Origin of the sequence: Gluconobacter sp. P1C6_b (genome assembly GCF_018811945.1) — a bacterium.
GTDB lineage: Bacteria > Pseudomonadota > Alphaproteobacteria > Acetobacterales > Acetobacteraceae > Gluconobacter.
Genome location: NZ_JACRVU010000002.1, coordinates 269359 through 292998, shown reverse-complemented (window position 1 = coordinate 292998; position 23640 = coordinate 269359). Strand labels below are relative to the sequence as shown.

The 23640-nt window shown below is 54.2% G+C and carries 27 protein-coding genes and 2 pseudogenes; 19 read left to right on the top strand and 10 right to left on the bottom strand.

The features are described 5' to 3' along the window. Positions 1-168, bottom strand: a pseudogene (locus tag KP701_RS03150) (IS5/IS1182 family transposase); the annotation flags it as partial. 137 nt (positions 169-305) lie between these two features. On the opposite strand from KP701_RS03150, the gene KP701_RS03145 reads away from it, so the two are divergent. From KP701_RS03145 to KP701_RS03130, 4 genes are all read left to right on the top strand, one after another. Next, on the top strand, positions 306-1280 hold the full coding sequence (locus KP701_RS03145) for a lipopolysaccharide assembly protein LapB (protein ID WP_215745666.1): 975 nt from the start codon (positions 306-308) through the stop codon (positions 1278-1280). Between the two features lie 84 nt (positions 1281-1364). Continuing rightward, a complete protein-coding gene (locus tag KP701_RS03140; protein ID WP_215745665.1) occupies positions 1365-1868 on the top strand; it encodes a lysozyme in 504 nt (167 codons plus the stop codon). Between the two features lie 48 nt (positions 1869-1916). Further along, the gene (locus tag KP701_RS03135) at positions 1917-2258 is read left to right on the top strand and encodes a hypothetical protein (RefSeq protein ID WP_215745664.1); all 342 of its coding nucleotides are present in this window, start codon (positions 1917-1919) and stop codon (positions 2256-2258) included. A 262-nt stretch (positions 2259-2520) separates the two neighbouring features. Beyond that, positions 2521-2964 (top strand): hypothetical protein, encoded by a 444-nt coding sequence (locus KP701_RS03130; protein ID WP_215745663.1) that lies wholly within the window; start codon positions 2521-2523, stop codon positions 2962-2964. On the opposite strand, the gene KP701_RS03125 is transcribed toward KP701_RS03130, so the two are convergent. Beyond that, on the bottom strand, positions 2945-3103 hold the full coding sequence (locus tag KP701_RS03125) for a hypothetical protein (protein WP_215745662.1): 159 nt from the start codon (positions 3101-3103) through the stop codon (positions 2945-2947). The two genes, KP701_RS03130 and KP701_RS03125, sit on opposite strands and share 20 nt — an antisense overlap. Positions 3104-3384: 281 nt before the next feature. Here KP701_RS03125 and KP701_RS03120 point away from each other — a divergent pair, with 281 nt between their 5' ends. Next, positions 3385-5367, top strand: coding sequence for an ATP-binding protein (locus KP701_RS03120; protein ID WP_215745661.1), 1983 nt, complete (start codon positions 3385-3387; stop codon positions 5365-5367). Between the two features lie 79 nt (positions 5368-5446). Here the strand turns inward: KP701_RS03120 and KP701_RS03115 are convergent, their stop codons facing one another. Both KP701_RS03115 and KP701_RS03110 read right to left on the bottom strand, forming a co-directional pair. Further along, complete coding sequence (locus KP701_RS03115; RefSeq protein ID WP_215745660.1) at positions 5447-6706, bottom strand: Y-family DNA polymerase; 1260 nt, start codon at positions 6704-6706, stop codon at positions 5447-5449. Further along, positions 6706-7086 carry a LexA family transcriptional regulator gene (locus KP701_RS03110; RefSeq protein ID WP_215745659.1) on the bottom strand — a complete coding sequence of 127 codons (381 nt, stop codon included), beginning with the start codon at positions 7084-7086 and terminating at the stop codon, positions 6706-6708. The genes KP701_RS03115 and KP701_RS03110 overlap by 1 nt, the downstream gene beginning before the upstream one ends. Before the next feature lie 527 nt (positions 7087-7613). Here KP701_RS03110 and nhaA point away from each other — a divergent pair. Next, entirely contained in the window at positions 7614-8825 is a 1212-nt protein-coding gene (nhaA, locus tag KP701_RS03105; RefSeq protein ID WP_215745658.1) for a Na+/H+ antiporter NhaA, read from the top strand. On the opposite strand, the gene KP701_RS03100 is transcribed toward nhaA, so the two are convergent. Then, positions 8822-9688, bottom strand: a complete 867-nt coding sequence (locus KP701_RS03100; protein ID WP_215745657.1) for an aldo/keto reductase family oxidoreductase — start codon at positions 9686-9688, stop codon at positions 8822-8824. The two genes, nhaA and KP701_RS03100, sit on opposite strands and share 4 nt — an antisense overlap. Positions 9689-9786: 98 nt before the next feature. On the opposite strand from KP701_RS03100, the gene KP701_RS03095 reads away from it, so the two are divergent. After that, on the top strand, positions 9787-10698 hold the full coding sequence (locus KP701_RS03095) for a LysR family transcriptional regulator (RefSeq protein WP_215745656.1): 912 nt from the start codon (positions 9787-9789) through the stop codon (positions 10696-10698). Between the two features lie 61 nt (positions 10699-10759). On the opposite strand, the gene KP701_RS03090 is transcribed toward KP701_RS03095, so the two are convergent. Further along, positions 10760-10948, bottom strand: coding sequence for a hypothetical protein (locus tag KP701_RS03090; protein ID WP_215745655.1), 189 nt, complete (start codon positions 10946-10948; stop codon positions 10760-10762). A gap of 291 nt (positions 10949-11239) precedes the next feature. On the opposite strand from KP701_RS03090, the pseudogene KP701_RS16235 reads away from it, so the two are divergent. The 4 genes and pseudogenes from KP701_RS16235 to KP701_RS03075 form a co-directional block, all read left to right on the top strand. Next, positions 11240-11530, top strand: a pseudogene (locus KP701_RS16235) (Rieske 2Fe-2S domain-containing protein); the annotation flags it as partial. Between the two features lie 18 nt (positions 11531-11548). Beyond that, positions 11549-12331 carry an aromatic ring-hydroxylating dioxygenase subunit alpha gene (locus tag KP701_RS03085; RefSeq protein ID WP_252345367.1) on the top strand — a complete coding sequence of 261 codons (783 nt, stop codon included), beginning with the start codon at positions 11549-11551 and terminating at the stop codon, positions 12329-12331. Between the two features lie 87 nt (positions 12332-12418). Further along, positions 12419-12685 carry a hypothetical protein gene (locus KP701_RS03080; RefSeq protein WP_215745687.1) on the top strand — a complete coding sequence of 89 codons (267 nt, stop codon included), beginning with the start codon at positions 12419-12421 and terminating at the stop codon, positions 12683-12685. A gap of 498 nt (positions 12686-13183) precedes the next feature. Beyond that, on the top strand, positions 13184-13549 hold the full coding sequence (locus KP701_RS03075; RefSeq protein ID WP_215745653.1) for an energy transducer TonB: 366 nt from the start codon (positions 13184-13186) through the stop codon (positions 13547-13549). 44 nt (positions 13550-13593) lie between these two features. On the opposite strand, the gene KP701_RS03070 is transcribed toward KP701_RS03075, so the two are convergent. Further along, complete coding sequence (locus KP701_RS03070; RefSeq protein WP_215745652.1) at positions 13594-13992, bottom strand: VOC family protein; 399 nt, start codon at positions 13990-13992, stop codon at positions 13594-13596. Positions 13993-14087: 95 nt separating this feature from the next. Further along, positions 14088-15497, bottom strand: a complete 1410-nt coding sequence (locus KP701_RS03065; RefSeq protein ID WP_371818877.1) for a coniferyl aldehyde dehydrogenase — start codon at positions 15495-15497, stop codon at positions 14088-14090. 100 nt (positions 15498-15597) lie between these two features. Here KP701_RS03065 and KP701_RS03060 point away from each other — a divergent pair, with 100 nt between their 5' ends. The 3 genes from KP701_RS03060 (at position 15598) to KP701_RS03050 (ending at position 17811) form a co-directional block, all read left to right on the top strand. Continuing rightward, entirely contained in the window at positions 15598-16203 is a 606-nt protein-coding gene (locus tag KP701_RS03060) for a TetR/AcrR family transcriptional regulator (protein WP_215745650.1), read from the top strand. 244 nt (positions 16204-16447) lie between these two features. Further along, the gene (locus KP701_RS03055; protein WP_371818876.1) at positions 16448-17272 is read left to right on the top strand and encodes an SDR family NAD(P)-dependent oxidoreductase; all 825 of its coding nucleotides are present in this window, start codon (positions 16448-16450) and stop codon (positions 17270-17272) included. A 263-nt stretch (positions 17273-17535) separates the two neighbouring features. Continuing rightward, a complete protein-coding gene (locus KP701_RS03050; RefSeq protein WP_225198013.1) occupies positions 17536-17811 on the top strand; it encodes a hypothetical protein in 276 nt (91 codons plus the stop codon). 8 nt (positions 17812-17819) lie between these two features. Here the strand turns inward: KP701_RS03050 and KP701_RS03045 are convergent, their stop codons facing one another. Beyond that, complete coding sequence (locus KP701_RS03045; protein ID WP_215745648.1) at positions 17820-18425, bottom strand: nucleoside 2-deoxyribosyltransferase; 606 nt, start codon at positions 18423-18425, stop codon at positions 17820-17822. 281 nt (positions 18426-18706) lie between these two features. On the opposite strand from KP701_RS03045, the gene KP701_RS03040 reads away from it, so the two are divergent. Then, a complete protein-coding gene (locus KP701_RS03040) occupies positions 18707-19912 on the top strand; it encodes a phage integrase central domain-containing protein (protein WP_062501806.1) in 1206 nt (401 codons plus the stop codon). A gap of 239 nt (positions 19913-20151) precedes the next feature. Here KP701_RS03040 and KP701_RS03035 read toward each other — a convergent pair whose 3' ends face one another. Then, positions 20152-20928, bottom strand: a complete 777-nt coding sequence (locus KP701_RS03035; protein ID WP_062501805.1) for an HNH endonuclease — start codon at positions 20926-20928, stop codon at positions 20152-20154. A 415-nt stretch (positions 20929-21343) separates the two neighbouring features. On the opposite strand from KP701_RS03035, the gene KP701_RS03030 reads away from it, so the two are divergent. The 4 genes from KP701_RS03030 (at position 21344) to KP701_RS03015 (ending at position 23618) form a co-directional block, all read left to right on the top strand. Beyond that, entirely contained in the window at positions 21344-21646 is a 303-nt protein-coding gene (locus KP701_RS03030; RefSeq protein ID WP_062501803.1) for a hypothetical protein, read from the top strand. A gap of 706 nt (positions 21647-22352) precedes the next feature. After that, the gene (locus tag KP701_RS03025; protein WP_062501802.1) at positions 22353-22544 is read left to right on the top strand and encodes an AlpA family transcriptional regulator; all 192 of its coding nucleotides are present in this window, start codon (positions 22353-22355) and stop codon (positions 22542-22544) included. Beyond that, positions 22544-22822 carry a hypothetical protein gene (locus KP701_RS03020; RefSeq protein WP_062501801.1) on the top strand — a complete coding sequence of 93 codons (279 nt, stop codon included), beginning with the start codon at positions 22544-22546 and terminating at the stop codon, positions 22820-22822. Before KP701_RS03025 ends, KP701_RS03020 begins: the two co-directional genes overlap by 1 nt. 508 nt (positions 22823-23330) lie before the next feature. After that, entirely contained in the window at positions 23331-23618 is a 288-nt protein-coding gene (locus tag KP701_RS03015) for a hypothetical protein (protein WP_062501800.1), read from the top strand. Positions 23619-23640 lie beyond the last annotated feature (22 nt).

Here is a 23640-nt window from a genome sequence, read left to right as displayed (position 1 = left end):
AAACGGCGGTCGTCCACCTTTGCTCCCATCTGAATAGGCCAGAGCCTTCTCCAGATCGGGGCGGAACACCTCAAAATCCACAGTCCGGGAAAATGCCTCAAGCTGATCGCCAAGCCCGCTTAACCGGGCCAGCCGCTCTTCAACATCAAAGAAACTCGGCTGCTTCATCTGCCATCATCCCCAATCAACGCAGGAGAGATGGAATCACAGAGGAACCCTCAAATCCAGAAGGTTTTTCGAACCCTCCAGATGAAATCCGCAAAATTTCTCAAAATTACGATCGAATTTTCACTTATGGCGCAAGTATGGGTGGCTACGCAGCCATCCGGTTTGGAGGCAAATTGGATGCCACGGCTATCGCCATAGCCCCGCAATATTCGGTAGATCCTAAGATTATGCCAGAGGAGCGTAGATGGCTTGAAACCGTCAACCTCACATATTCTCAGGAACGCCGTAGACCAATTGAGCCTCTCAAATGCACTATAATTTTTTACGATCCGTTTGATGCCATGGACCGAAGACATGTAAAGCGAATTTCTCAGGATACTTCCGTTACTGAAGCTGCCATTCCTTATGCAGGTCACATGGCAGGAGTTTACCTGGCAGAAGTCGGCATGCTGGGAAAAGGTATTCTAGAAATTATCAATGGTAATTTTGATGCATTATCCTTTAGCCATCACGCAAGAAAGCGCCGCCGGGAATCAGCCAAATACTATGAAGTTCTTTCCGCTTTAGCACGCTGCAGACATCCCGAGTGGGCACTTTCTCTCGCCCGGAAAGCGGCTGAGATATGTCCCTCAGATGCTGGACCGGCCCATAACCTTGCACAATATCATAAAGAACGAAGCGAATACGCAGAGGCAGAATTTTGGGAGCAGAAAGCGACAGAACTCGATCCTTCTAATCTTCTTTATCAGAAATGCCTTGCGATCATTCTTCTTGAAAAAAAAGAAACCATCAAATGTCGCACAATCCTCGAAAACCTAATGCAGGCCGTTCCGGAAGAAGCCGATTATTTCCATCTCATGGCTCTCTCCTTTAGAGCAGAGGGACGACTTTCCGAAGCTCTTCCTCTGGAAGAAGAAGCTGTCGCTCGAAACCCAACCCGAAGCCTTTATCAAAAAGACCTTGCTTCTCTACGGAAAGAATTAAACAATAAAATAAAAAACCATAGAGACGGTTCAGAATTTATTAAAAAATCATCCAAACCAGAAAACAATAATTTCAAACATGCTAATTTTTTTATAAAAATATTGATGAATGCTTTCAATAAAACATAAAAACCAAAATCCATTACAGATAACATCAAATCAATACTTTATTTATGCAAGTCGCTTTCGGGCGACTTTTTTTATGGAAAAACCATGCATGAAACTGCTGTCGTGCTGGCCATGACCCTCCTGAAGCGTCCTGGCTTCGAGGGCTTCAGGTCGAAGCCCTATGTCTGTCCGGCCGGATGCTGGACGATCGGATATGGCAGCCGCTGGCTGAAGGACGGCTGGCCTGTCACAGCTCATACAGCTGCCATCAGCGAGGCCGATGCTGCCAGCCTGCTGCTCCAGTCCGTCATGGTCTGTGACGCGGTCCTGTCGCGCCTGGTCAAGGTTCCGCTTTCGGATGTCCAGCGGGCTGCCCTGCTGTCCTGGCAGTACAATGTCGGCGGGCCAGCCGTGGAAAGCTCCACGCTGCTGCGGAAGCTGAACGCCAGCGACTATGCCGGCGCGGCCGATGAGCTGCTTCGGTGGGACAAGGCGACCGTCAACGGCCATCTGGTCGAGCTGGTGGGGCTCGCCAGACGCCGCGCCTGTGAGCGGGACGTGTTCCTGGGCAGGCAATCGGTGCTCAAGGCCGATCCTCTGTCTGTTTGACCCCTTATGCCGCCTGTGAGGCGGTTTTTTCATCTCTGGAGACCTGAAATGGACTGGACCTCCCTGTTCCAGACGATCCTGCCGTATCTGCCAGCCAAGTATGCGGGCGATCTCGTCTCGATCCTGAGCTTTCTGATCGCGTCGGCCGCTCTGGCCTTACGGTTCTGGAAACCGCCTGCGGCCGGCAGCAAAGTGGCGCTGCTCTATAGGTTCGTCTCCGCCCTAGCGCAGTCCAGGGGCTGGAACACAAACGCTTACCAGCCCGACGCCAAGGCCCTGATGATCCCGGCCGGGGCTGATCGAGCGGTGGCGGCCGCAACGCTGGGGCTTGATCCGACATCTTCGCACCCGAAGGCTGGAGAACCCCCTCGGGCTGCCAGTCTGAACTGAGGATAAGAGGCTGAATCAATGGCAAGAGTATCAGCGCTGGATCTGGCGGCGCAGTTAGCGGCGGCTCCGGTAAGCCGTCATTCAGGACGGCGTTCTGGGCGACCGAGGAAAGAGCGGGCGGCTATCATGCGGCGCGATATCCCGGAAATTTCTGCTGTTCGCGTCGAGTCCGGGGAAGAGGCACTGCGTCGCGGACATCCTATCAGCTGGCGCGCTATCTGGTCCGCCGAGGCCCCGCCGTATCCCATGGAGGGATTGTCCGATGTCTGATGCTGCGAAGGTGCGCCATCCCTCGATCGCGGTCCAACTCCATACGGTTCAGTCGCTGTATGATGCGCAGGATATCGGCGATGAAGAGATCGAAGCTGCGAACCGATGGTATCGGGAATACGTTTTCGCCACGACTGGTGTCGTTGAGAAACGAAGCGACAGCCGTGAAAGAGAGAAGGGCGACGTCCATACCTGGATGCTCGGCCGGGGGCGCTGTTCCGCCAGAATATCGCAGATCAAGGATCAGCTCGGCCTTTGTGCCCATCTCCGTCTGGAAATGATGCTGGCACGCGAGATGTCCTTTTCGGCGATCGCTCGCATGATCTATCCGGGTGTCTCAGAAGGTCGGGCCCGGATGAAGGTTTCAGCGCAATGCGCGCTTGTCCTGGAGCAACTGGTCCATGCCTATAAGCGGGTTAGTAAGCCGTCGCCTTGAGCGGCGGTTTGCAGTTTGCAGGCTGATGGCTGCCAGATGACAGGCCGGTTATGCGGAGGCCGTGCTTGGTCAGAACGGCGTTGTGCGGCAGAAGGTAGCGACGCGGATTGAGGCAGAACAGGCGGCGTGGGGCGCGCATGTGAATTGTTGATCGCAGTAGCCCGATCCTGTTGTGCAAAGAAAATCAGACCGTTTGTAGGGTTAAAAAAGGGACAGTAATGTCGGCATTGAGGGGAGCGGAAGGTCAGCTTTCGTTTGAGTCTCAAGTCTGATGGATATCTTATCAAAAAGACGCTTCTCGCCTATGTAAAGCGCAGTGAACAAACCAAACTACCGTCGACGCTACTCGACGTATTTCACGTTCAGCTATATAGATGGAAATTTATGTGAGAATGAACGTCTAGTGGCAGGAGTTTAAAAATGAAATCGAAACCGTTAGAGAATCCAGTGGAACTGACCGATTTCATCCGTACCAACTTGAATAGAATGTTCGAGGGTATTTTTAAGATTAACTTAGCCTCTGCAGTCACTCGTGAAAAAGGTTACTACGGCATTTGCTATTCAATGCCATCGGCAAAGGTCAAAGCCGCGCTTTCGGTCGATCGGGAACTCCTTATTCTTATCTCTACGTTCGAGGATCAACAGACTAGAACTATTCAGACAGCCCGTGAATTGATTGAGGAATCAAACGGCCGCCTAGACTCTTCAATGTTTGTTATCATTCATTGTGACAGACGTGGGAATAATAAGCTTAAGAAGTGGGGACGTGAACAAGGTCTAACGGTACTGCCCATCTTCTATAATGGCTCTGTCCCTGAAGGTGATGCTCTTCTTCAAGCGCTTGCACATGAGTTGTACTCATTCGATATTTTCGATGTCACAGGGCCTGTCGCAGATGATCTCCAGTTCTACGGTCGTCGCGAAGAGGCCAAGGAGCTGGCAAAAAAGCTTCAAGCAGGGCAGATACGGTCCTGCTTCGGAATTCGCAAAATTGGTAAAACTTCTATTCTACACCGGGTAGTACAAGAAGTTCGAGAGCATTACGAATGCTCAACATTTCTTATTGACGCAGAAAGTGATGCAGTCTTTAAACTAACTGCCGGACAGCTTCTCAACTCTCTTGCCCAGTCTTTAGAACGGGCAGAAACGGTTTTAGATTATAAATTCGTCATTATAACTGATAACGTGGATATAGCGATTGCATCTGAGCGGCTTCGAGATGCTGTTACACAGCATCCACGCCAGATTCTTTTCGTTTTCGATGAGATTGACTACCTGACGCCGACTAGTCCAACAGCCTCTCACTGGCGAAAGGATTTTAATTCTTTTTGGCGAAACCTCAGAGCAGTATATCAAACGTCCGCAATGGATAAAAAAAACCTCTCGCTTCTCGTGTCGGGTGTTTCGAGTAAATGGTTCTCTGCAGAATCAATAGATGGTATCGAAAATGCTGCCTTGTCCTTTGTCCCAGAGGAATATCTTAGTCCTCTTCCTCGGGGTGCGGCATCTGCGATGATTCGCCGTCTCGGTAGAAGCGCTGGTTTGATATTCACTGACCCAGTTGCAGACGAAATTGCAAAAATTTGTGCTGATATGCCGTTTTGGATCCGCAAGGCATGTAGTTTTATTCACTCAAAAGTCGAAATCGGTCTTCGACCATTTGAACCTCAGCTGACACTGGTGCGTGATTTTCTCAAGGAATTCGTTGTCACTGACGGTACAGCAATGTCTGAGGTCGCTCTTTCTCATCTTTTCCGTGTATTTCCAGAAGTGACCGAGCCGGCGATTGCTTGTTCAGAAGGAAAAATGTCAAGCGTTCAGCCACGAATGCTAAGAGTGCTTCAAAAGTACGGCATAGTTTCGACTGGACACACTCCGGGTGTTACTGGAGAGATAATGGCTACCGGCTTAAGGCACTTGGCACAAGGCGATCTAGGCCTCGCTGACACGCAGCTAGTTCCGATCCAACGTGCCGAGAAACAGACGGAATATGGGGAGTGGGCTGACGAACTTGCAATAATTTCAAGACGCCGAAACCTTCTTGAGATAAAATTGCGCGGAGTTGTTGGCAATTTCATTCGTTTTTCGTCTATGAGCGACGCATCCAAGGGTAATTCGAAAGACCGAGTTCTCAAATGCGTTGATGCTAAGCGCCGAAAAGCTCTTCAGAACTACGATCTAGACAATCTAATGTCCAAGTTGTTTTGGTTGGAGCTTATTTCGGTCATTAAGAAAGAGTGGGCTCTGTTCGATCGTATATTTGGTGACAAGAGCGATCTGGACAAGTACTCCTCTATAATCAACGAGCGTCCAGATGCTCATGCGAAAAATATTGATGTATTTGATACCGCACTTCATCGTAGAGCAGTTGGATGGTTTGAAGACAAGCTCGCCCAAATCTAAGTCACCTTTCTACAAACTACGTCTGCTTTTCGAAAGGTAAAACTCAATCAAACGTCCTAAATGAGGGTGACAGCAGCCTTTACCAACTCCTTGCTTTCACAATCTCCTCCAGCCGCGTCGTATAACGCCCTGATAACAGGGACTGTCGCGGCGACCATGTTCTCTTCAGTCCCGTTGATCCCGGCAGGAGCGTGCCGCTTCCAAAGCGCGCATTCACCGCGTCCAGCGCCGCCATGACCGTGGCGGACTGCGCCGGATCCCTGAAGGTGAACATCAGGCCCTGACTGCCAGCAGGGCGCAGGTCCGACAGAATCACGCCAGCCTTGAAATACCGATAGCCGGGAAGCCAGATGGCACGTCCAAGCGCTGTAGCGTGCCGGATCAGATCCCGCGCGTCTGACGTCGGCTCGATGGTGATGGCTGCATGCTTGGCATACCAGGGATCGCCATTGTGCGGATTCGTCTGCATCAGCACGGAGAGGTGCGCGGCTTCAAGCTCGTCCTTCCGGAGTTTCTCCGCAGCTCGGTTCGCATAATGTGCGATCGCCTCGCGGATCTCCTCCCATTTCAGCAACAGGCGTCCGAACGTCCGGGTCGAGGCGATACTTTTGCGGGTGGCCGCGATATCTGACAGGGGCAGGCACGACTGGCCGCGCAGTTCCGCCTGAACCCTGCCGCCCACGACTGTCAGCATCTGGCGCACGGTTTTTGCATCGAGGGCCACGAACTCGGCGATTGTCTCGATGCCTGCTCCCAGCAGCTTCTGCTTCGTCTGCCGGCCGATACCCCAGACTTCATCAATGCTTGTGCGGCAATACCAGTCCTGACGCACGGCCGGATCGGTCAGGTCGCATAGACCGTCCAATTCCGCATGATCCTTGGCAACACCATTGGCCACCTTGGCGATCGTTTTGGTCGGCCCCCATCCGATGCAGGTGGGAATCTTCGCGTGCTCGGCCACGTCCTGGCGGATCTGTCGGCAGCGCTCATGCAGATCTCCGGGAAGGTCACTCAGATCGAGAAACATCTCGTCGATCGAATATGGCTCTACGGCCGGCAAACGCTCTGCCAGGACCTGATACATTCGCCGCGACATGTCGGCATACAATGCATAGTTCGAGGAGTACCAGACGACCGGCTGGCTCTCTGGACGCTTGCGAGCGATGTGCCAGGCATCTCCCATTTTGACGCCAAGCGCCTTGGCCTCCCGAGTCCGTGCAATGGCGCATCCGTCATTGTTGCTGAGTACCACCACGGGTTTGTGCTTCAGACGAGGCTCAAACGCGCGCTGGCAGGAGCAGTAAAACGAATTGCCGTCGATCAGGCCGTAGACACGCATCACACGTCCGTTCGGACTAGGCCGGTGGCCACGGCCCAGATGGCAACATCCGTGTCATCATCGACCTGAACTGGGGAAGCCTGAGGAGAAGACGACCGCAGCCACCATTCTCCAGCCCGCTGGGTCAGCTCACAGACCCGGAGCTCGTCGCCAACGCTGGCCACCACCACGACCCCAGCCCGGGGCGCCACGGCCGAATCCACGACCAGGATGTCGCCATGCCGAATGGAGCGTCCAAGAAGGGCATCGCCTTCCACGCGAACCGGGTACCGGCTGGGCTGTCGCAGATCAAGGGCCGCCGACATCAGGTCGATCGTGCCTTCGATATTGTCGCTTGCGGGGGATGCGAAGCCGGTCGTGCGCTCGCCTTGGTAGTTCATGTTTCTGGCCTCCATACCGAGAACAGAAAGAGAACAAAAGAGAGCGCGTCAATGATTCTCTGATGACACGGGTTAAACGTAGGGGAGGGCAGGGAACGCTAGTGCAGCGATGAATGCTGTACCCTTGAAGGAAACCTTAAGGTGAAGTCTATATGCAAAAAACAGGCAATCTCACCCGAAACGCTCCGAGAAAATGATTATTTTCCAGTTATTTAAGTCTGGATTTAATCTGCCTTCACACGGCAGGGGTCACAGGTTCAATCCCTGTCGCGCCCACCATCCTGACCGGCTGTTTTTGGCCATTTTCCCCCATATAAACAACCTCTTAGCCCGTTTTCCCGGGTATAGCCTACACTATTCATACTCAGGTCGTAATATTCCCACCTGTGACAGAGTCATGCCGTCTCCTGATTTGGGTTAATCGTATCGAGCCGATGCTGGCGGGTAGGGATGTGCTGCGATTTTAGCTGCTACACTTCATTCTTTGGAAAGCTTGTGTTGAAGGCTATCCCGTTCAACAACAGAGAATGACCGCACCTTTTATTCCGGCCACTGCCCATGTCAGACGTTTCCTGAAATCTTCCGCCGGTGGAGCATCCTTTCTCCTGCTCGCGTCTCTTGCAGGGTTTGTTCTGGCCAATTCGCCTTGGGCGGCGGGTTATAGAACCCTGACGACACTCCCGCTGAAATTTCCCTTTCTTGGAAAGCCGGGCCCCGACACCGTCGACGCATGGGTTTCTGACGGGCTGATGACCCTGTTCTTTCTGATGGTCATTCTCGAAATCAAAAAGGAAATCGTCTCCGGACATCTCTCGTCGCTCCGTCGCGTCGCTCTGCCACTGATTGGAGCATTGGGCGGGATGGTAGTGCCAGCACTGACGTATCTGCTGGTGACATGGGGACACCCCGAGGCAACGTCTGGCTGGGCCATTCCAGTTGCAACGGATGCGGCCTTCACTCTGCCGATCATCCTTGCCCTTGGATGGCGTGTCTCGCCCGGAGCACGAGCCTGGCTGATGGCACTTGCCATATTCGATGACGTACTGGGGATTGTGGTGATCGCCCTGTTTTATGGCAGCGCTCTGTACTGGCCTGCACTGCTCGCAGCCATACTTGTTACGGCCGCATTGATTGGAGCGAACAGGGCAGGGGTCAGAACACTCTGGGCTTATGGCGCTGGCGGCGTTCTGCTCTGGACTGCGCTTCCGTATTCCGGGCTACACCCGACACTTGCGGGGGTCATCACCGGCCTGTGTCTACCCGCAAGGGACGCAAGAGGGGCCGCGCCTCTCGATCGGGTCTCATCTGCAGTCACGCCCTTCGTCACCTGGATCGTCCTCCCACTTTTTGGCTTCATGAACGTGGGCATTTCAGTGGCCGGTATGAAATCGGACATGATGCTGAAAGCTGTTCCACTCGGGATCATGCTGGGACTGATGGTTGGCAAGCCTGTCGGGGTCTTTGGCGCGACGGTGCTCTCGATCCGCCTGAAGGCCGCCACGCTTCCAGCCGGCACCTCAACCGGAATGCTGTTCGGCCTTTCGCTGCTGTGCGGCATTGGCTTCACGATCAGCCTGTTTGTAGCAAATCTGGCATTTTCCGGGTCAGATCTTATGGCCCCGGCGAAGATGGGAATCTTCGCCGGCTCAGTCCTGTCGGCTCTGATCGGGTGGCTCTGGTTGCGCTTCATGCCTCAGAACGCAAACTGGCCTTCAAAAGAAACCGATTTCCCCCGTTAAGCAGCAATGGCGTCAAGGCGCGCGCAAACATCGTCCGGCAGTTCCAGCCCTCCTGCTGCCAGGTTTTCCGACAGGTGAAGAAGACTCGAAGTTCCCGGGATGAGGAGCAGATTGGGGGAACGGGCCAACAGCCAGGCCAAAGCGACCTGTAACGGTGTACCTCCGATATCTGCTGCAGCTCGGGACAGGGCATCGGACTGGATGGGGCTGAACCCACCCAGGGGAAAGAACGGCACATAGGCCACGCTCTGTAAAGCCAGCGCCTCGATCAGCGCATCATCCTTTCTGTGGACGAGATTGTAATGATTCTGCACGCAGACGACTGGCGCGATCGTCTGCGCTTCAGCCACCTGGGCGGCCGTTGCATTGCTGAGGCCGAGATGACGGATAAGACCTTTCTCACGCAGAGCCGCCAGTGCAGAAAACGGTTCTGCCAGCGAGCCTTCTTTGGGCGCGAAGATGTCACCCATCAGTCGCAGATTGACCACCTCAAGCCGATCCAGCCCCAGATTGCGCAAATTCTCATGCACGGCTCTGGTCAGGTCTTCCGCGCTCTGGGCTGGCTGCCATGATGCATCCTCACCGCGCACTGCGCCGACTTTGGTCACGATCACGAGGTCATCGCCATAAGGATGCAGGGCTTCCCGGATAATCTGGTTCGTGACATGCGGGCCATAAAAGTCGCTGGTATCGATATGATTGACGCCGGCTTCAACAGCAGCTCGCAACACAGCAATAGCGGCTTCGCGATCGCGTGGCGGCCCGAAGACACCCGGGCCGGCAAGCTGCATCGCCCCGTACCCCATACGGTTCACAACGCGGTCGCCGAGTATAAAGGTTCCGGCATTGGCCTGACTGCTCATTGGTATCTCCTTGATAAGGGGTGCACACCAAACATGGACGGCGCTCGAATGATCGATAAGCTGTTCAATCCTGAACGACCCGTACGGAAAATCGCACAATGTCTTTCGAACTTGATGATCTTTCAGTGTTCGTTGCGGTTGCGCGGGCAGGCGGTTTTCGAGAGGCGGCGCGTGTTTCAGGTCTTTCAGCATCCGGCCTGAGCGAAGCTCTGCGCCGGCTGGAAACCCGCCTTGGCGCACGCCTGCTTCACCGCAGCACACGCAGCATTTCGCTTACTGAAACAGGCGCCCGACTGTTCGAGCGGCTTTCGCCAGCTCTGGCCGAGATCAGCGCCGCACTCGATACGGTCCATGCACAAACCGACCTGCCTGCGGGTACAATCCGCCTCAACGTGCCGGCCAATGTCGCCCGAACTGTGCTGCCGGGTATTCTGTCACCTTTCCTGAGCGCTCATCCACAAATCCGCGTGGACGTGACGGTAGAGGACAGTTTTGTCGATATTCTTGCTTCTGGTGCGGACGCAGGCATCCGTTATGAAGAGCGTCTGGAACAGGACATGATCGCTGTCCCCGTCGGGCCAGTTACTCAGCGCGTTCTTACTGCGGCCGCACCATCCTATCTGTCTGCGAAGGGACGACCTCAACACCCGAGCGAATTACTAAAACACGCCTGTCTGCGTCTTCGTTTCGCCGGTGGAGCGCCAGCCATGTGGGAGTTCGAAAAGAACGGTGAGGTTATTCGCCTCGATCCTCCAGGGCCCTTACTGGTCCAACCTGGATCTGCCTGCGATCTGCTGGTTGAAACTGCTCTGTCAGGTCTGGGTATCGTCTGTCTGTTTGAAGACTGGCTGGCTCCTCACATCCGCAGCGGTGCGCTGGAAGTGGTGCTTGAAGACTGGGCGCCGCCTTTTTCGGGGCCCATGCTTTATTATTCCGGCCGCCGCCAACTGCCACCGCCGCTGCGCGCGTTCGTGGATTTCATTCGTTCGCATCGGTCGTTGGCACAATAAATACCGACACGATGCCGAGAGGGGAAAGCAATCGAAGTGTCGCGAAGGAAACCACCATTCCTTACCGAACCAGCGAAGCCAGCCCATCAATCTTATCGGCCAGCGCCGCAACCATGTGCTTGATCTCATCCGGTGCACCTGATTTTTCGGTCGCAGTGCTCAGACGTTCTGCATCATTCTGCAGCTCGGACATCAGTTCCTGAATTTCCGCGTCGATGCCATTTTCATCATCGTCATGATCGTGTCGCATGCTGTGCTCTCCTTTGTGTGAAAAGAGTGAAGCCTGGAAAACAGGATGTCCAGCTTTGTTGTGGCACTTTACTGGTGCTCAAGCTCTCAGGAAGCACCGAATGATCGTGGTGAATCCTTTATTTGAAACAGAACAAACACATAGATTTTTTGTACCATGACCTGAACAGGGTTCAGTCAGCATAATATTTTCACTGAAATTTTGAATCAGCATCGGAAAAACGTCTCGATTTTACTCTCTGTTCATCTCGCTCCGATATCCGGGAAGAATTCTCGGGAGACGTTTCCACTCATGATGCCGGTCTATCCATTTTCCGCCGCTACACGTCCCTATCCGCGCCAGCAGTGGTACATTGCCGGCTGGAGTTCGGAGATCACCAGTACCCCTCTGAGACGACGGTTGCTTGGGCAGGATATTCTGTTGCTGCGGACTTCAGGCGGGGACGTACGAGCATTGAAAGCCCTGTGCCCACACCGTCAAATGCCGCTATGCTCAGATCATCAGGACGGAGAGCGCCTGATCTGTCCCTATCACGGGGCAGTTTTTGAGACATCAGGCCAGTGCGTCAGTCTCCCCTTTCAGAAGCATATTCCCAAAGCCATGGATCTGAAGTCTTTCCCTTTCGTCGAACAGAAACCGTTCGTCTGGATCTGGGCGGATCTGGAAACACCCGCAGACATGAGCCGTCTGCCAGACACGGCTTCCCTTTTTTCGCATGACACAGAAAAACTCCTTTTCGGAACAGGCACCTGCCATGTTGAGGCACGGTCCCAGATCGTGCTGGAGAACCTGTTCGACCAGTCACATATCAGCTTCACCCACCCTGCCAGCCTGGGCAGTCGGAGCTGTGAGGATGGTCCGGCAAAGGCCTGTGCGATGCTCGAAGAGCCAACGCGTCTCTGTTTTCACCACCCCCTGAAAGCTTTTCCCACTGCAGATGCCATGACTGCTTTCTTTCCCGGGATTGGACGTACCATGGGGATCAGGAGTCGGGCCGAACTGTTTGGAGTTTCACTGGTTGTGGCAGCCGGGTCTGAAATCGTTTCCTGTGACGAAGACGGGCATGCGCAGGAGAGTATGGGTCACTTGGAGTTCCTTCATGGAATTACCCCGGAAACGGATACGACCACGCATTATCATTTCGCCATCCTGCGTGATTTTGCCACGGATTCTGATGATATTTCGGAACAGTATGCCAGCCGGAACAGGGAGGTGATTGCCGAGGACGTGCGTGTTCTCAATGCCATTGAACCCTGCCTCGATCAGGCACGAGTCTGCGGTGAGCCCAACTTCGTGACGGATGCAGAAGCCATTCATGTGCGCAGAAGGATCGAAAAACTGATCCTTGAAGAGGAGCATCTTCATGCCAGACGGACTGGCTGACAGTCCGACTCTGATTGGGTTTCTTTTTGTGTATATCGAACCAGTTACGGACTGCGGATTTGAGTCGTCGGACAACAGGAGGCGACCATGTTCGCTCAATCCGGCAACACACCCATCAATCCGACAAAAGCTCCCGGTTCTCCAGGTGAGAGAGAGCCTTTCGATCCCTATCCCGACAAGAGCCCGATCATAGACGAGCCCCCGGAAGAAGAGGAAGAGGTTGAAAAGGACTATGATCCCACGAAAGGGACTTCATCGTCCCAAACCGGGCAGTCGGCCGGCTTTCTTTTTGCTGCGACCGAACCGCCGTTCCAAAACAGCTTTGAGGCATTGTCAACCCGGCAATGGAGATGATGATGCTCTTCCCTCAAAGTGCCAGTGAGTTGCCCAATCCCCCGCCGCCAATGCCACCCGAACCGCCAAAACCCAATCCATATCCGCCACCGGGTACAGATCCTCCCCCCATGCAGGAACCTCCCAATCGGATAAACTGAAAGAAGCCCGGTGAAAGCCGGGTTTCTTTTTGTCTCAGATGAACCCCGGGTTCGCAGAGCGCTTGAATCGTTTTGCAGGAGGGCAGATCATGTCCATTCCAGTTGATGAGCGCAGCATTAAGCCCATTCCGCCTTCAGAGCGTCGCGATCCAGAACCATACGGCAGGAATGATCCCAAGAATGACGGAAACCGGCCACTGAATCCGCCTCCTCGGCGATCAAAGCCCCACCAGTATCGCATTCGGCCACTGGGCAGGTTTCTTCCGCCATGGACACACCATTGAAACGGGGTGAGGTTTACTCAAGTCAGGAAATTGTAACCATGGCTATCACAAGCGCTGGAAATGTATCATCCTGAATGAAGAGCGATGAACAGGAGGCGAATTTGAAGCATTTTCTATTGTTGATAGCTGTATTGGCAGCGCCAGGCGTAGCCTGCGCCCAGGAAACGAAATCCAATTCCCCGCAGGTTATGAAAAACGGACCTGTGTATCCGGAAAAACTGGTTAGGGAAAATGCCACGGGCCAGGTCAAAATGATGTTTGATATTGATAAAACCGGGCATACGGTGAACTGTCAGGTGGTTTCCAGTACAAACCCTGAATTCAACGCAAGCGCACTCGATCACTGTCGGCAACAGCGATATGCCCCCGCGACCGTAAAAGGCGTTCCCGTGGTTGAGCATCATCATAAGACAACGGCAAATTTCACTCTGGATAATTAACACCCAAGAGCCGCCTTACCATGGCGGCCGCAATCAGGGACCGCTCATATTTCATAGAGTTCGAGCGGAAGATCATCCGGATCAGCGAAAAACGTGAACAGGCGCCCCGTATAGGGGTCTGTGCGAATTGGCTCCGAAACAATTCCGTGCCCATCCAAACGTTGCACGACCTGGGCAATATCCTGAACACGGAATGCGAGATGGCGCAGTCCGCAGGCTTCTGGTCGCGAAACCCGAGGTGGAGCCTGCGGAAAAGAAAAGAGCTCAATCTGGGCGTCACCGACCTGAAGATCGCACTTCCATGAATTACGCTCAGCGCGAAAATTTTCAGCGATGACCTTAAAGCCCAGCACATCAACATAAAATGCCCGGGAGCGCTGATAATCAGATGCGATTATGGCGACGTGATGCAACCCGGTAATATCGCCAGCATCCTGCTTCATCTTATCTGCGCCCCTTAACATCAGTTCCAGCGACGATAGCGTCAGCACCGACCGAGATCCACCATGCGGATAGTGCAGGGAGGAATTCGCATTTTTTATCGCAAAATCAGATTTGTAATGACATCGGTGAGTTTGTCGAAAGGTGGCTTGAGCAACGTCGCGGCACTGAAGCGCCCTTGCCGGTAAATGCCCCGGGGATGAGTCAGCGCGATAAAGCCTTCCTTCCCGTGATACGCCCCGATACCACTGTCTCCCACGCCTCCGAAGGGCAGATCGTCCTGCGCGATATGCAGCAGGACACCATTGATGGTGACATTTCCGGAAACCGTACGCCTGAGAACCCTGTCACGTTCAGCGCGGTTATCACCGAAATAATACAGAGCCAGTGGACGCGGGCGCTCATTGATGAAAGCAATCGCTTCATCCAGTGTGCGATAGGTGAGGACTGGCAGGATGGGCCCGAAAATTTCCTCCTGCATGACGCTCATCTGCGGTGTCACATCTAGCAGCAGGACGGGAGCCAGAACATGGCCTTCGTCTGAATTGCTGCCTAGACGGATCACCTGCGCGCCCTGTGCCGCAGCATTGTCGATCAGGCCCTGCAGCCGTTCATAATGATGCTGGTTGAGAATGGCAGTGTAGTCGGAGGAGCCGGCGTAATCACGGGGGTGCTGCTTTTTCACGCCTGCCTGATAGGCCGCCGCAAAGGCGTCCCGGTCGTTTTCGTGAACCAGCACATAATCCGGCGCAATGCAGGTCTGCCCACCATTGGTCAGCTTACCGAATACCACGCGATCCGCCACCCATTTCCTGGAAAAGCCGGGCTCGATCACCACGGGCGATTTACCGCCCAGTTCAAGAGTAACGGGTGTCAGATTGCGAGCCGCTGCCTCAGCAACCTTCCTTCCAACCGCAGTGCTACCGGTGAAGAAGAGATGGTCGAAAGGCAACGCAGAGAATGCCGCGCCCACTTCGCCGTCTCCCGTGACGACCGAAACGCGCTCCGACGAAAAAACGGCCCGTACGATTTCGCCGATCACGGCCGATGTCACCGGTGTAAATTCCGATGGTTTGAGCATGGCCCGGTTTCCAGCTGCAATTGCCGTTGCCAGCGGCACGAGAGCAAGGGAAACCGGATAATTCCAGGGTGCTATAATGCCTACGACACCAACGGGCTGGCGGATTATCCAGGCGTGGCCAAACTGAAAGTAGGCGGAAACGTGCCGACGCTCCGGTCTCATCCAGCATCCGAGATGTCGGATCATGTAATTGATCGACTGGATCAGCGGAATCAGTTCAACAATGGCACTTTCCCGCTCTGACCGCTGGCCGAAATCCGCTTTCAGGGCCCGTACGATATCAGTCCGCCGTTTGAGAATTTCAGCTTTCAGGCGACGCAGATCGGCCCGACGCTGTTTCGGGGCAGGGGGCCCATCCCGCAGAAACGCAGCGCGCTGGCGGTCAAGAAAACGAGACAGATCGGCCGGGGAAACAGTATCGGACATGATGTCCTCCATGTTTACAGAAGAAACTTTAACAGGCAGGATATGGAGCACAATGCTTCAGCGTCAATTAAAGTTTCTTCTGTAAACATGAGCCTCACGAATGAGTGAAACCAAGGATCGCCCCTATCATCACGGAGACCTGCGCCGCGCCCTGATCGATACGGCGCTTGCCATGCTGGCTACAAACCAAAACTGGACGTTCACGCTCCGGGAAGTGGCGCGTCGCACAGGGGTCAGTCACGCAGCCCCTTACAAGCATTTCCAGGATCGCGAGATGCTACTGCGGGAACTCGCCCGGATCGGTTTCGTCAGGCTGGGGGAGTGTATGGCAGAGGCCATGTCCCAGGATTTCCCTTCCACGCGCGCGCAATTCGTCACAACAGCCCAGGCCTGTATTGATTTTGCACTCGGCAATCCTGGCCTTTACCGGCTGATGTTCAGTTCCGATGCAGACAAGACGATAGATCCGCAGTTGCATGATGCCGCCATGAACACATTCGCAATTCCTCTACGCCTTCTGGAAGACGGGCAGGAGGACGGCAGTTTCCGGAAGGTCGGCATTAGGGCGCAGGTGGCTGCAAGCTGGGCACAGGTACATGGTCTGGCCATGCTGGCGATCAGTGGACAGCTTCTTGAGGATAAGGTGGGGCCCGAACCGGTACGAGCCGCGTTGGACGTATTGCTGGACGGTCTGTGCCGGCAGTGACTGGCTGAAGATCATAGGCTCACATCTTTCTGTGCGCCCCCGCCCGGCGCTGTAATTGCGGCACCTGTACAGGTGCGGCCCTCCCCAGATCAGGGCGCCAGAAAACCATAGGATGCAAAGTGTTATCGCGTTATGAAGATGCAACCGTCTTTTTCAGAAAGTTGATCATGCATTTCCTGACGCCCCCAACTCTGACCTGCTCGCACATTACATGAATCCCTTTTCCTTCAGAAAAAGGATAACGGTGCCGTCATTTGCCGTCATGACTGGCGGAACGGGTGGAATTGGGTGTGAAATCGCGGGGCTCCTGCTGGAGCAGGGATGGGATGTCCTTTTGCTGACACGCCAACCCCGCAAGGCGGAAGAACAGATCTCAAGCAGCAAAGGGCGATTTGAAGCTGTTTTCTGTGATCTGACAGTGCCATCGGATCTTCAGGCTGTCAGTACTGCGATCCGGGACAGGAATCGGCCCATCGGGCTTCTGATTCATTGCGCGGGGAAAATACAGCCTGAACCAACCAAGGATATCACGCAACATAGCCTTGAAGAACAGATGGCAATCAATCTGACATCGCCCATCCTCATGACCAGTCAACTGCTCCCCGCATTGTCTCCCAATGGGCATGTCATGTTCGTCAATTCCATTGCCGGTGTGATGCCCTTGCAGGGAAGTTCTGTATATAGCGCAACGAAATTCGGCCTCAGAGGCTTTGCGCGTTCACTCGCCCTTGAATTCAGCCCAGGGACACTGAGAGTTTCATCCATATTTCTTGCCGCTGTTGATACCCGGATGCTCGAGCAGGAAACGCGGGACGGTGGGTCTGTCCTGAATTTCGTCAATCAGCCCCTGTCGGCCCGATATGTAGCCAGAATGATTATCCGGACCAGTGAAGGGGTGGGGCGTGAAATCTTCCTGCCCAGGATAGACGGCATTTTTGCCCATGCCTGTCTGGTGATGCCGTGGCTGCTGCACATCACGACGCCACTTCTCGAAAAAGTCGGACAGATCGGACTGCGGCGCTTCCTGAAACGCAAAGCAGCCGCTTCTGTTGTCGCGCACAAAGAATAAACCGTCACTGCTTCGGTCAGGAGCGAAAGTGTAGACTTCGCTCAGTCGCCATCATCATTTTGGGATAAATGTTACCCTTAGATAAATACCGAAACCAAAATGATGGAGCTGTTAACCAATAAAAAACACTATAATCTTTATCAAACAAAAAGAGTTTTATGATTTATTGACGTAAAAACAGAAGTCTTTTACACATCCATTTCTGTTTTACACTTTCGGAAGGCTGTAACGTGCCTAGTGTGACGTTGACTGATTTTCTGCAAGTGACCCAATGGTCTCCCGACCAGCTTGCACAGCAGATTGGGCGTACAACCGATGACATCCTGTGGTGGACTCATCATCACGAGGAACTGCCGCAGCAGCTTCAGAACTGGATGACGCGGGTCGTAACCGCATTCCAGACAAAACCTCCGGCGCTGGGGTATGCTCTGGAACGTCCGTCAAGCTGTTCCTTCAACGACGACCCTTCCATGACCGTCGTCTGCAATGTCTGTGGTCTGGCGCCACGCTGCCGTCAGGGCATCTACGCGAAAAACTGATAAGTCGTCTAAACTCTTGCGTGCAACCGCAAGGAAAGGCGCTCAGCCGCCTTCCGGAAGGCCTGAAAGAAATCCCGTTGGATGGAAACCTGCCCACCGGCCATGCCAATAAAGCCTTCCACCATTCCATTCTGAAGCAGACCTTCGGAATGGACCAGCATGCCGTCAGGATCTTCCATACTGCCTGAGGAAGGCGCATCACTTTCCTCCCGCTGGCGTAGCTCCTGTTTCAGGACATCGCGCCAGTAGGCCTCGACCTTTTCGGAATAAAGACGGCCGTCCACCGTGTAGGCTTCCATCGGTTTGCCCAGGCCCATCATATAGCCGATTTCCACAGCCGTTCCCGGATCCATCTCCGGGGAACGGCGGAACGGATCGATACAGAACAGACCCGCAGCACACCGGTCCATCAGATCACGATCTGCACGGACAAACGCAAGAATGGTTTCGCGACCAGGCGGCAGGAGACGCGCCTCGGCCTGACCGTCAAAAGGTGCAACGCCATCCAGGCCATACTCTGCACAGATCGACTTCAGTTTTGCGAAAAGAGCGAGGGCTTCCGGACGGAACACCAGATCGCCCGCCAGATAAACTGGAATAAGATTTTCTGACATAGATCCAAGCCTCTACACGGTCTCCGACCAGGAAGAAAGCCTGATAAGGCTGACCCATTCAATGGGTCAGCGGACAACTGCTCGGGAGCCGGAATTCCATATTTCCTGGGATCGCGCTGGCGGAGGGGATGTCCGCCTAACCATAGGTTCAGACTGTATCCTGAAAACCAGTAAGTCATTGTATAATATGGTATTATTATAAGGTCGATCCCTCAATGTGTCAGATTGACCCGCTTGAACCCATGTTTTAAGAGGGGTTTTAAGGCGGGTAAGAGGACACTATGAGCAGACTGGCCCCTAATCAATTGACGGCCCGCAAGGTCGAGACATGGAAGTCTGGCAACCTCTGCGACGGTGGCGGCCTATGGCTGATTGCAACGCCTACCTCACGCGGCTGGATATTTCGCTTCACCAGCCCTGTGACCGGCAAGCGTCGAGAGATGGGCTTAGGCTCTGCCTACGATGTGCCTCTTGCGACAGCGAGGCAACGCGCCAGTGAGGCCCGCTTGCTGCTTGCAGAGAAGATAGACCCACTCGACCGCAAGCAGGAGATCGACAAAGCCCGCAAGCTGGAACAGGCGTTAACCCTGACGTTCGAACAGGTCGCCCGGCGCTTCATCACGGAACAGGCATCAGGTTGGAAAGACAAGAAGGCCGAACCGATATGGCGGCGTTCTCTCGAGCAGCATGTGTTCCCGGTGTTCGGTGACAGACCCGTGAGCAGGGTATCCACAGACGACGTGCTGAATGCCCTACGTCCAATATGGGATAGCAAGACAGAAACAGCCTCACGGCTTCGATCCCGCGTTGAACGTATCTTAGGGTATGCCAAGGCTCATGGCTGGTGCGAGGGCGAGAACGCCGCCCGATGGCGTGGGCATCTGGATGCTATTCTCCCACCACCGAGCAAAGTGACAAAGGTCGAGCATCATGCAGCCGTTGAGCGCAAGGATATCGGCAAGGTAATGGCTTCTCTTGCGGCATCCGATGGACTCGCTGCCAAGGCCGTCCGTTTTGTCTGTCTCACGGCGGCACGTTCCGGTGAGGTGAGGGCCGCAACATGGAATGAAATCGACCTATCATCGAAGGTCTGGACCATTCCCGCCGGGCGTATGAAGGCGGGAAGGGAACACCGCGTCCCCCTTACCGATAGCTCAATGGCGATCTTGGAAGCCGTCACAACCCTACGCGACCCGGAAAATGGTGATCTGGTGTTCCCCGGTCAGAAGGCGGGCAAGCCACTCTCGGACGTGGCGCTATCCAAAGCCTTGCATCAGGCGGCAGGAACAAAAGGCGTAACGGTCCACGGCTTACGCTCGACATTCAGGGATTGGGCCGCAGAGGAAACACACTACCCGCGTGAGGTTGCCGAAATGGCTTTAGCCCACGCCATTGGGGACAAGGTAGAGGCCGCTTATCGACGCGGTGATCTATTCGAGAAGCGGCGGAAAATGATGGAAGAATGGGCGGGTTACTGTGGCATGTGAGGCAGTTAATCAGCCGTATCCTACGCCATGTCAGGTTCGGTAGCGCAACACCCCTCTAAATGTACTCATCGAACACGCCCTCTAATACGGTGTAGGGTGGTCCATCATACCAAGATGGATCACGGCCTGGCTCAATCTGGATAGCAACCACGGTTCGCAGGCCTATGTCAGTAAAACGCTATTCCTTGGAAGATGGCCACAACGATGCGCCAATTCTGAAATCGCTGCGGTTCATGCGACTACCTTAGTCGGCTTCTATGCTCTGTCAGATATGCTTTTTGCTGTAGTGTCAGAGGCTTTCGTAACCGTGCATCGGAAGAAACGCCGAGTACGGCGTGCCCATCCGCCCCAAGAGCATCGGAGAGAAGCATTTCCCCGCTATCGGTGAAGGAAATGAGATGCTTGTCAAAAGCCGCATCCAGATTGGCAACCAATAGCAAGCCGTTGTGGATGTCTAGGCGTTCCTCATCTGTGGAACTAGCCCAAGGCTTTACATGCGACGCCCGTAACAGTTCCCGCACCGAGACGCCGGTGACTGCGCATTTCCCATCCCATACGTCAACAAGGCCAGCACGAAACGCACCTTGCCCCACACGAGCATATACGAGGGTCTGCTTTTGGGTGGCGGTAAGCGACGACGAGTTGGTAATGGCCTCAATGTCGCTGCTTAGGGTGTCTTCTTCGCCCGTCAAGGCAGCTATAAAGCTATCGAAAGCAGACAGTGTCTCGAAATTGACGAAAAAGCCTATATAGCTACCTGAAGCGTTCTTTTCTTTGAATTTTCGAAAATCGGCGCTTTTGCGGTCCTTTCCGAGAATAACGCCCGATAATTTTAAGGTCGCTAAAAATTCGTAAGTAGGACGGTCCACTACTACGACCGTATGTGTCCTCTTGATTGTGAGGATATAGAAGTAACAGGAACCCAGATCATATTCGTCAGCATATTCCCACGAGGTGGGTGCGCGGTTATAACCCCGCTCTGTCAACCGTCTCGTGATATCTTCTTTCGTCAGCATCAATGATTTCCTGCCTAAGTGACAGGAGCATCTGATACGACATTTACTCTTTCTTCAACCTAACACCAGCACCGCCGCCATTCTCCGGCACAAACTCAACGCCAGCGGCTTCTAGGGCGGTGCGGATTGCTTTGAGAGTGGCGGTGCGTGGTGACGTAACCTCGTCTTCAAATCTGACTATCGTGCGTTTGGGGACATTGCTGGCCTCTACTAGCCTGTCCCTGTTCCAGCCTAGCAAGCCGCGAGCGGCCCTTACTTGTGCGGCCAAAATGTCATCCACAGCGCCACTTCCTTGTTGCATACATTAAAACATAGTGGCATTCAGAGAGACATTCCGCAAGGAATGAAGTGGCCGGATACGGAGCGTAGGACCTCCGCACCCGGCCTAACCACAAACCGAAAAGGGATTTCGGCAATGGCTATGTTCGACTTTATCACAAAAGCACTTCATCGGCTGCTACCTGTCCGTGTGGTTGAGGTGCCGGTTCTTGATGAATGTTTTGATGCGGTGATTGAACGAACGCTAATTGATCTTGGCGCGATCTCATTTGCGCTTGAACGTAAAGCGGAAACCCCAGAAGACCGCCGAGAAATCGCGGCCTATGCCTCATACTGTATAGAAGACCTAGCCATCGTCTTAAAGCGTGCTTGGCGTGACGAGCGCGGGCGATGCGGCATGGACACTGACGTAGACGTAGGATGGCTAGGCGGCTTTTAAGCACAGCAGCGGCCGTTTTCGGAATTGGCGTTTTTTGCCGACAGGACTGACAGAGTGACAGAACCGCAGAAAACTGCGGTTCTTTCTATATGCTAATCGGCAGCCGTAGCGGCAGGCTGCTGACAGGCACAGCCTTTACCGGCAACCAGCAAAGCCGAGCAAGACAAAACAGCACGCCAGAAAGCGCGCTTTAACGGGCCAACATGGAGCCAGCATGAAATTTTCCGCCCGGCGAGAACCCGCGTCAAAAAAAAACGCAGGGCCCATGAATTATTCCACGTATGACGTAGTTTCAGCAGAAAACCGGCTCTATTTGGTTAGCCCGTAGCAGTCAGGGCAGTCCTGACCCGCAAAGAAACGGAGCAATACCGAAATTATTCTCATCTTACAGTAGAGCCGGAAGAAATCCCTCTATATCTGGTTGGCCCGTAATAGACAGGACTGTTCCTGTCCGCACCACTACGGGGCAATAATGAAAACCATTCGAAAATATAAAAATACGCGGGAAAGACAAATTATTCCACGGATGCAGTGGAACCGAGATCGAGCCAATCTTAGGCTGCCCCGTATCGGGTATGAAACGGCCTGAACCTGTACAGGCAATTATGAAACCTTCCCGAAATCCAGTGGAACGAACGAAAACTCCATGCAACCAAATAGGGGACGCATCAAAGCGGCGTCAATTAAGTCACAGGGATAATATAACTTGACCACCAACCATAGCCGCTACGCCTCCATCAAGAAGATCGGAGAAGACTTTGGCATGAGCCGAAGCACGATCTATCGCGCCCTTCACGCCGGGCGTTTCAAAGCCGTCAAGTGCGGCAAACTGACCCGCATCTGCGTGGCAAGCGTGGAACAGTATTTTGCCAGCCTTCCTGCGGTGGGTGCGGCCTGATGCTGCTGTCTCAACGCGACCACACGGCCATGCGCCGATATGCCCGGCAACGCACAAGTGGAACGACGCTCGACCAGCACGCCGCAGACCTGTCGTTTATCGAGCACGCCACGGACTGGAACCACCGACAGGAACGGCACCTGTTCCCGGAACTGTCCATCGCATTGGACGCCTTCCACAACATTGCCGCGATCTTCGGCCGGGAAACAGCCGACAGGCTGGCCACCCTCATGCCGCAGCTCACAAGCGAATATCTGAACGCACAGGAGATTGTGTGATGGCGCGGGCTAGAAATCCACTTGATGACCGGGATATTGACATTCTTTTTTCAGGGATTGCCGAGGCCCACGGCGAAGGGGTGCTCCTTACTCCGGTAGAGATAGCATGGACGAACCACCGCGACGACGAACGCCCACTCGCCCGCCTTGCGCGTCGGGTCTGGTGGACAAAACTTGGGGTGCCATCGGTCCATATCTGCCGGGCGCTTCTCATGAAGATAGTCGGCACAGAAGTTAATGGACGCCGATTGGTATACTGCCCTGACGGAAAATACTGCGGACGCTTCGCCGTCACGTCCGAGACTGTGTCGTCACTAGGGGATGAAAGCACCAGGACTCTTCGCAAACTGTCCAAATCCATGTGGTCGCATTGGCCTTCTAGCAAACTCTGGCGCCGCCGCTGTGCGGAGTTTAGTGGCCTTCACCCTGAACTTTGTGAGCACGACCCAGAGAACGGGCGTTATCACCTGACACAGCGCGGCTTTCTCCTAGCGTCTAGAGGGATGCCGTGTTTCCCCGCATAAACGACACCGCACGCGCCGCATTGCCGTCGATCCTCTCCCGCTGGCTCCCTGATGGTGTCAGGGAAGGCAGTGAGTGGGTGGCACTGAACCCGACGCGAGCCGACAGCAAGCGCGGGTCATTCAAAGTGAATTTAAGAACAGGCCGCTGGTCTGATTTCGCAACCGGCGACCGGGGCGGCGACCCCGTATCGCTGGCGGCGTATCTCTTCAATCTCAAACAGCATGAGGCGGCCCGACAGATGGCCGTCATGCTCGGAATTTCCGATATCTAATGAACGAACTTAATAAAGCATT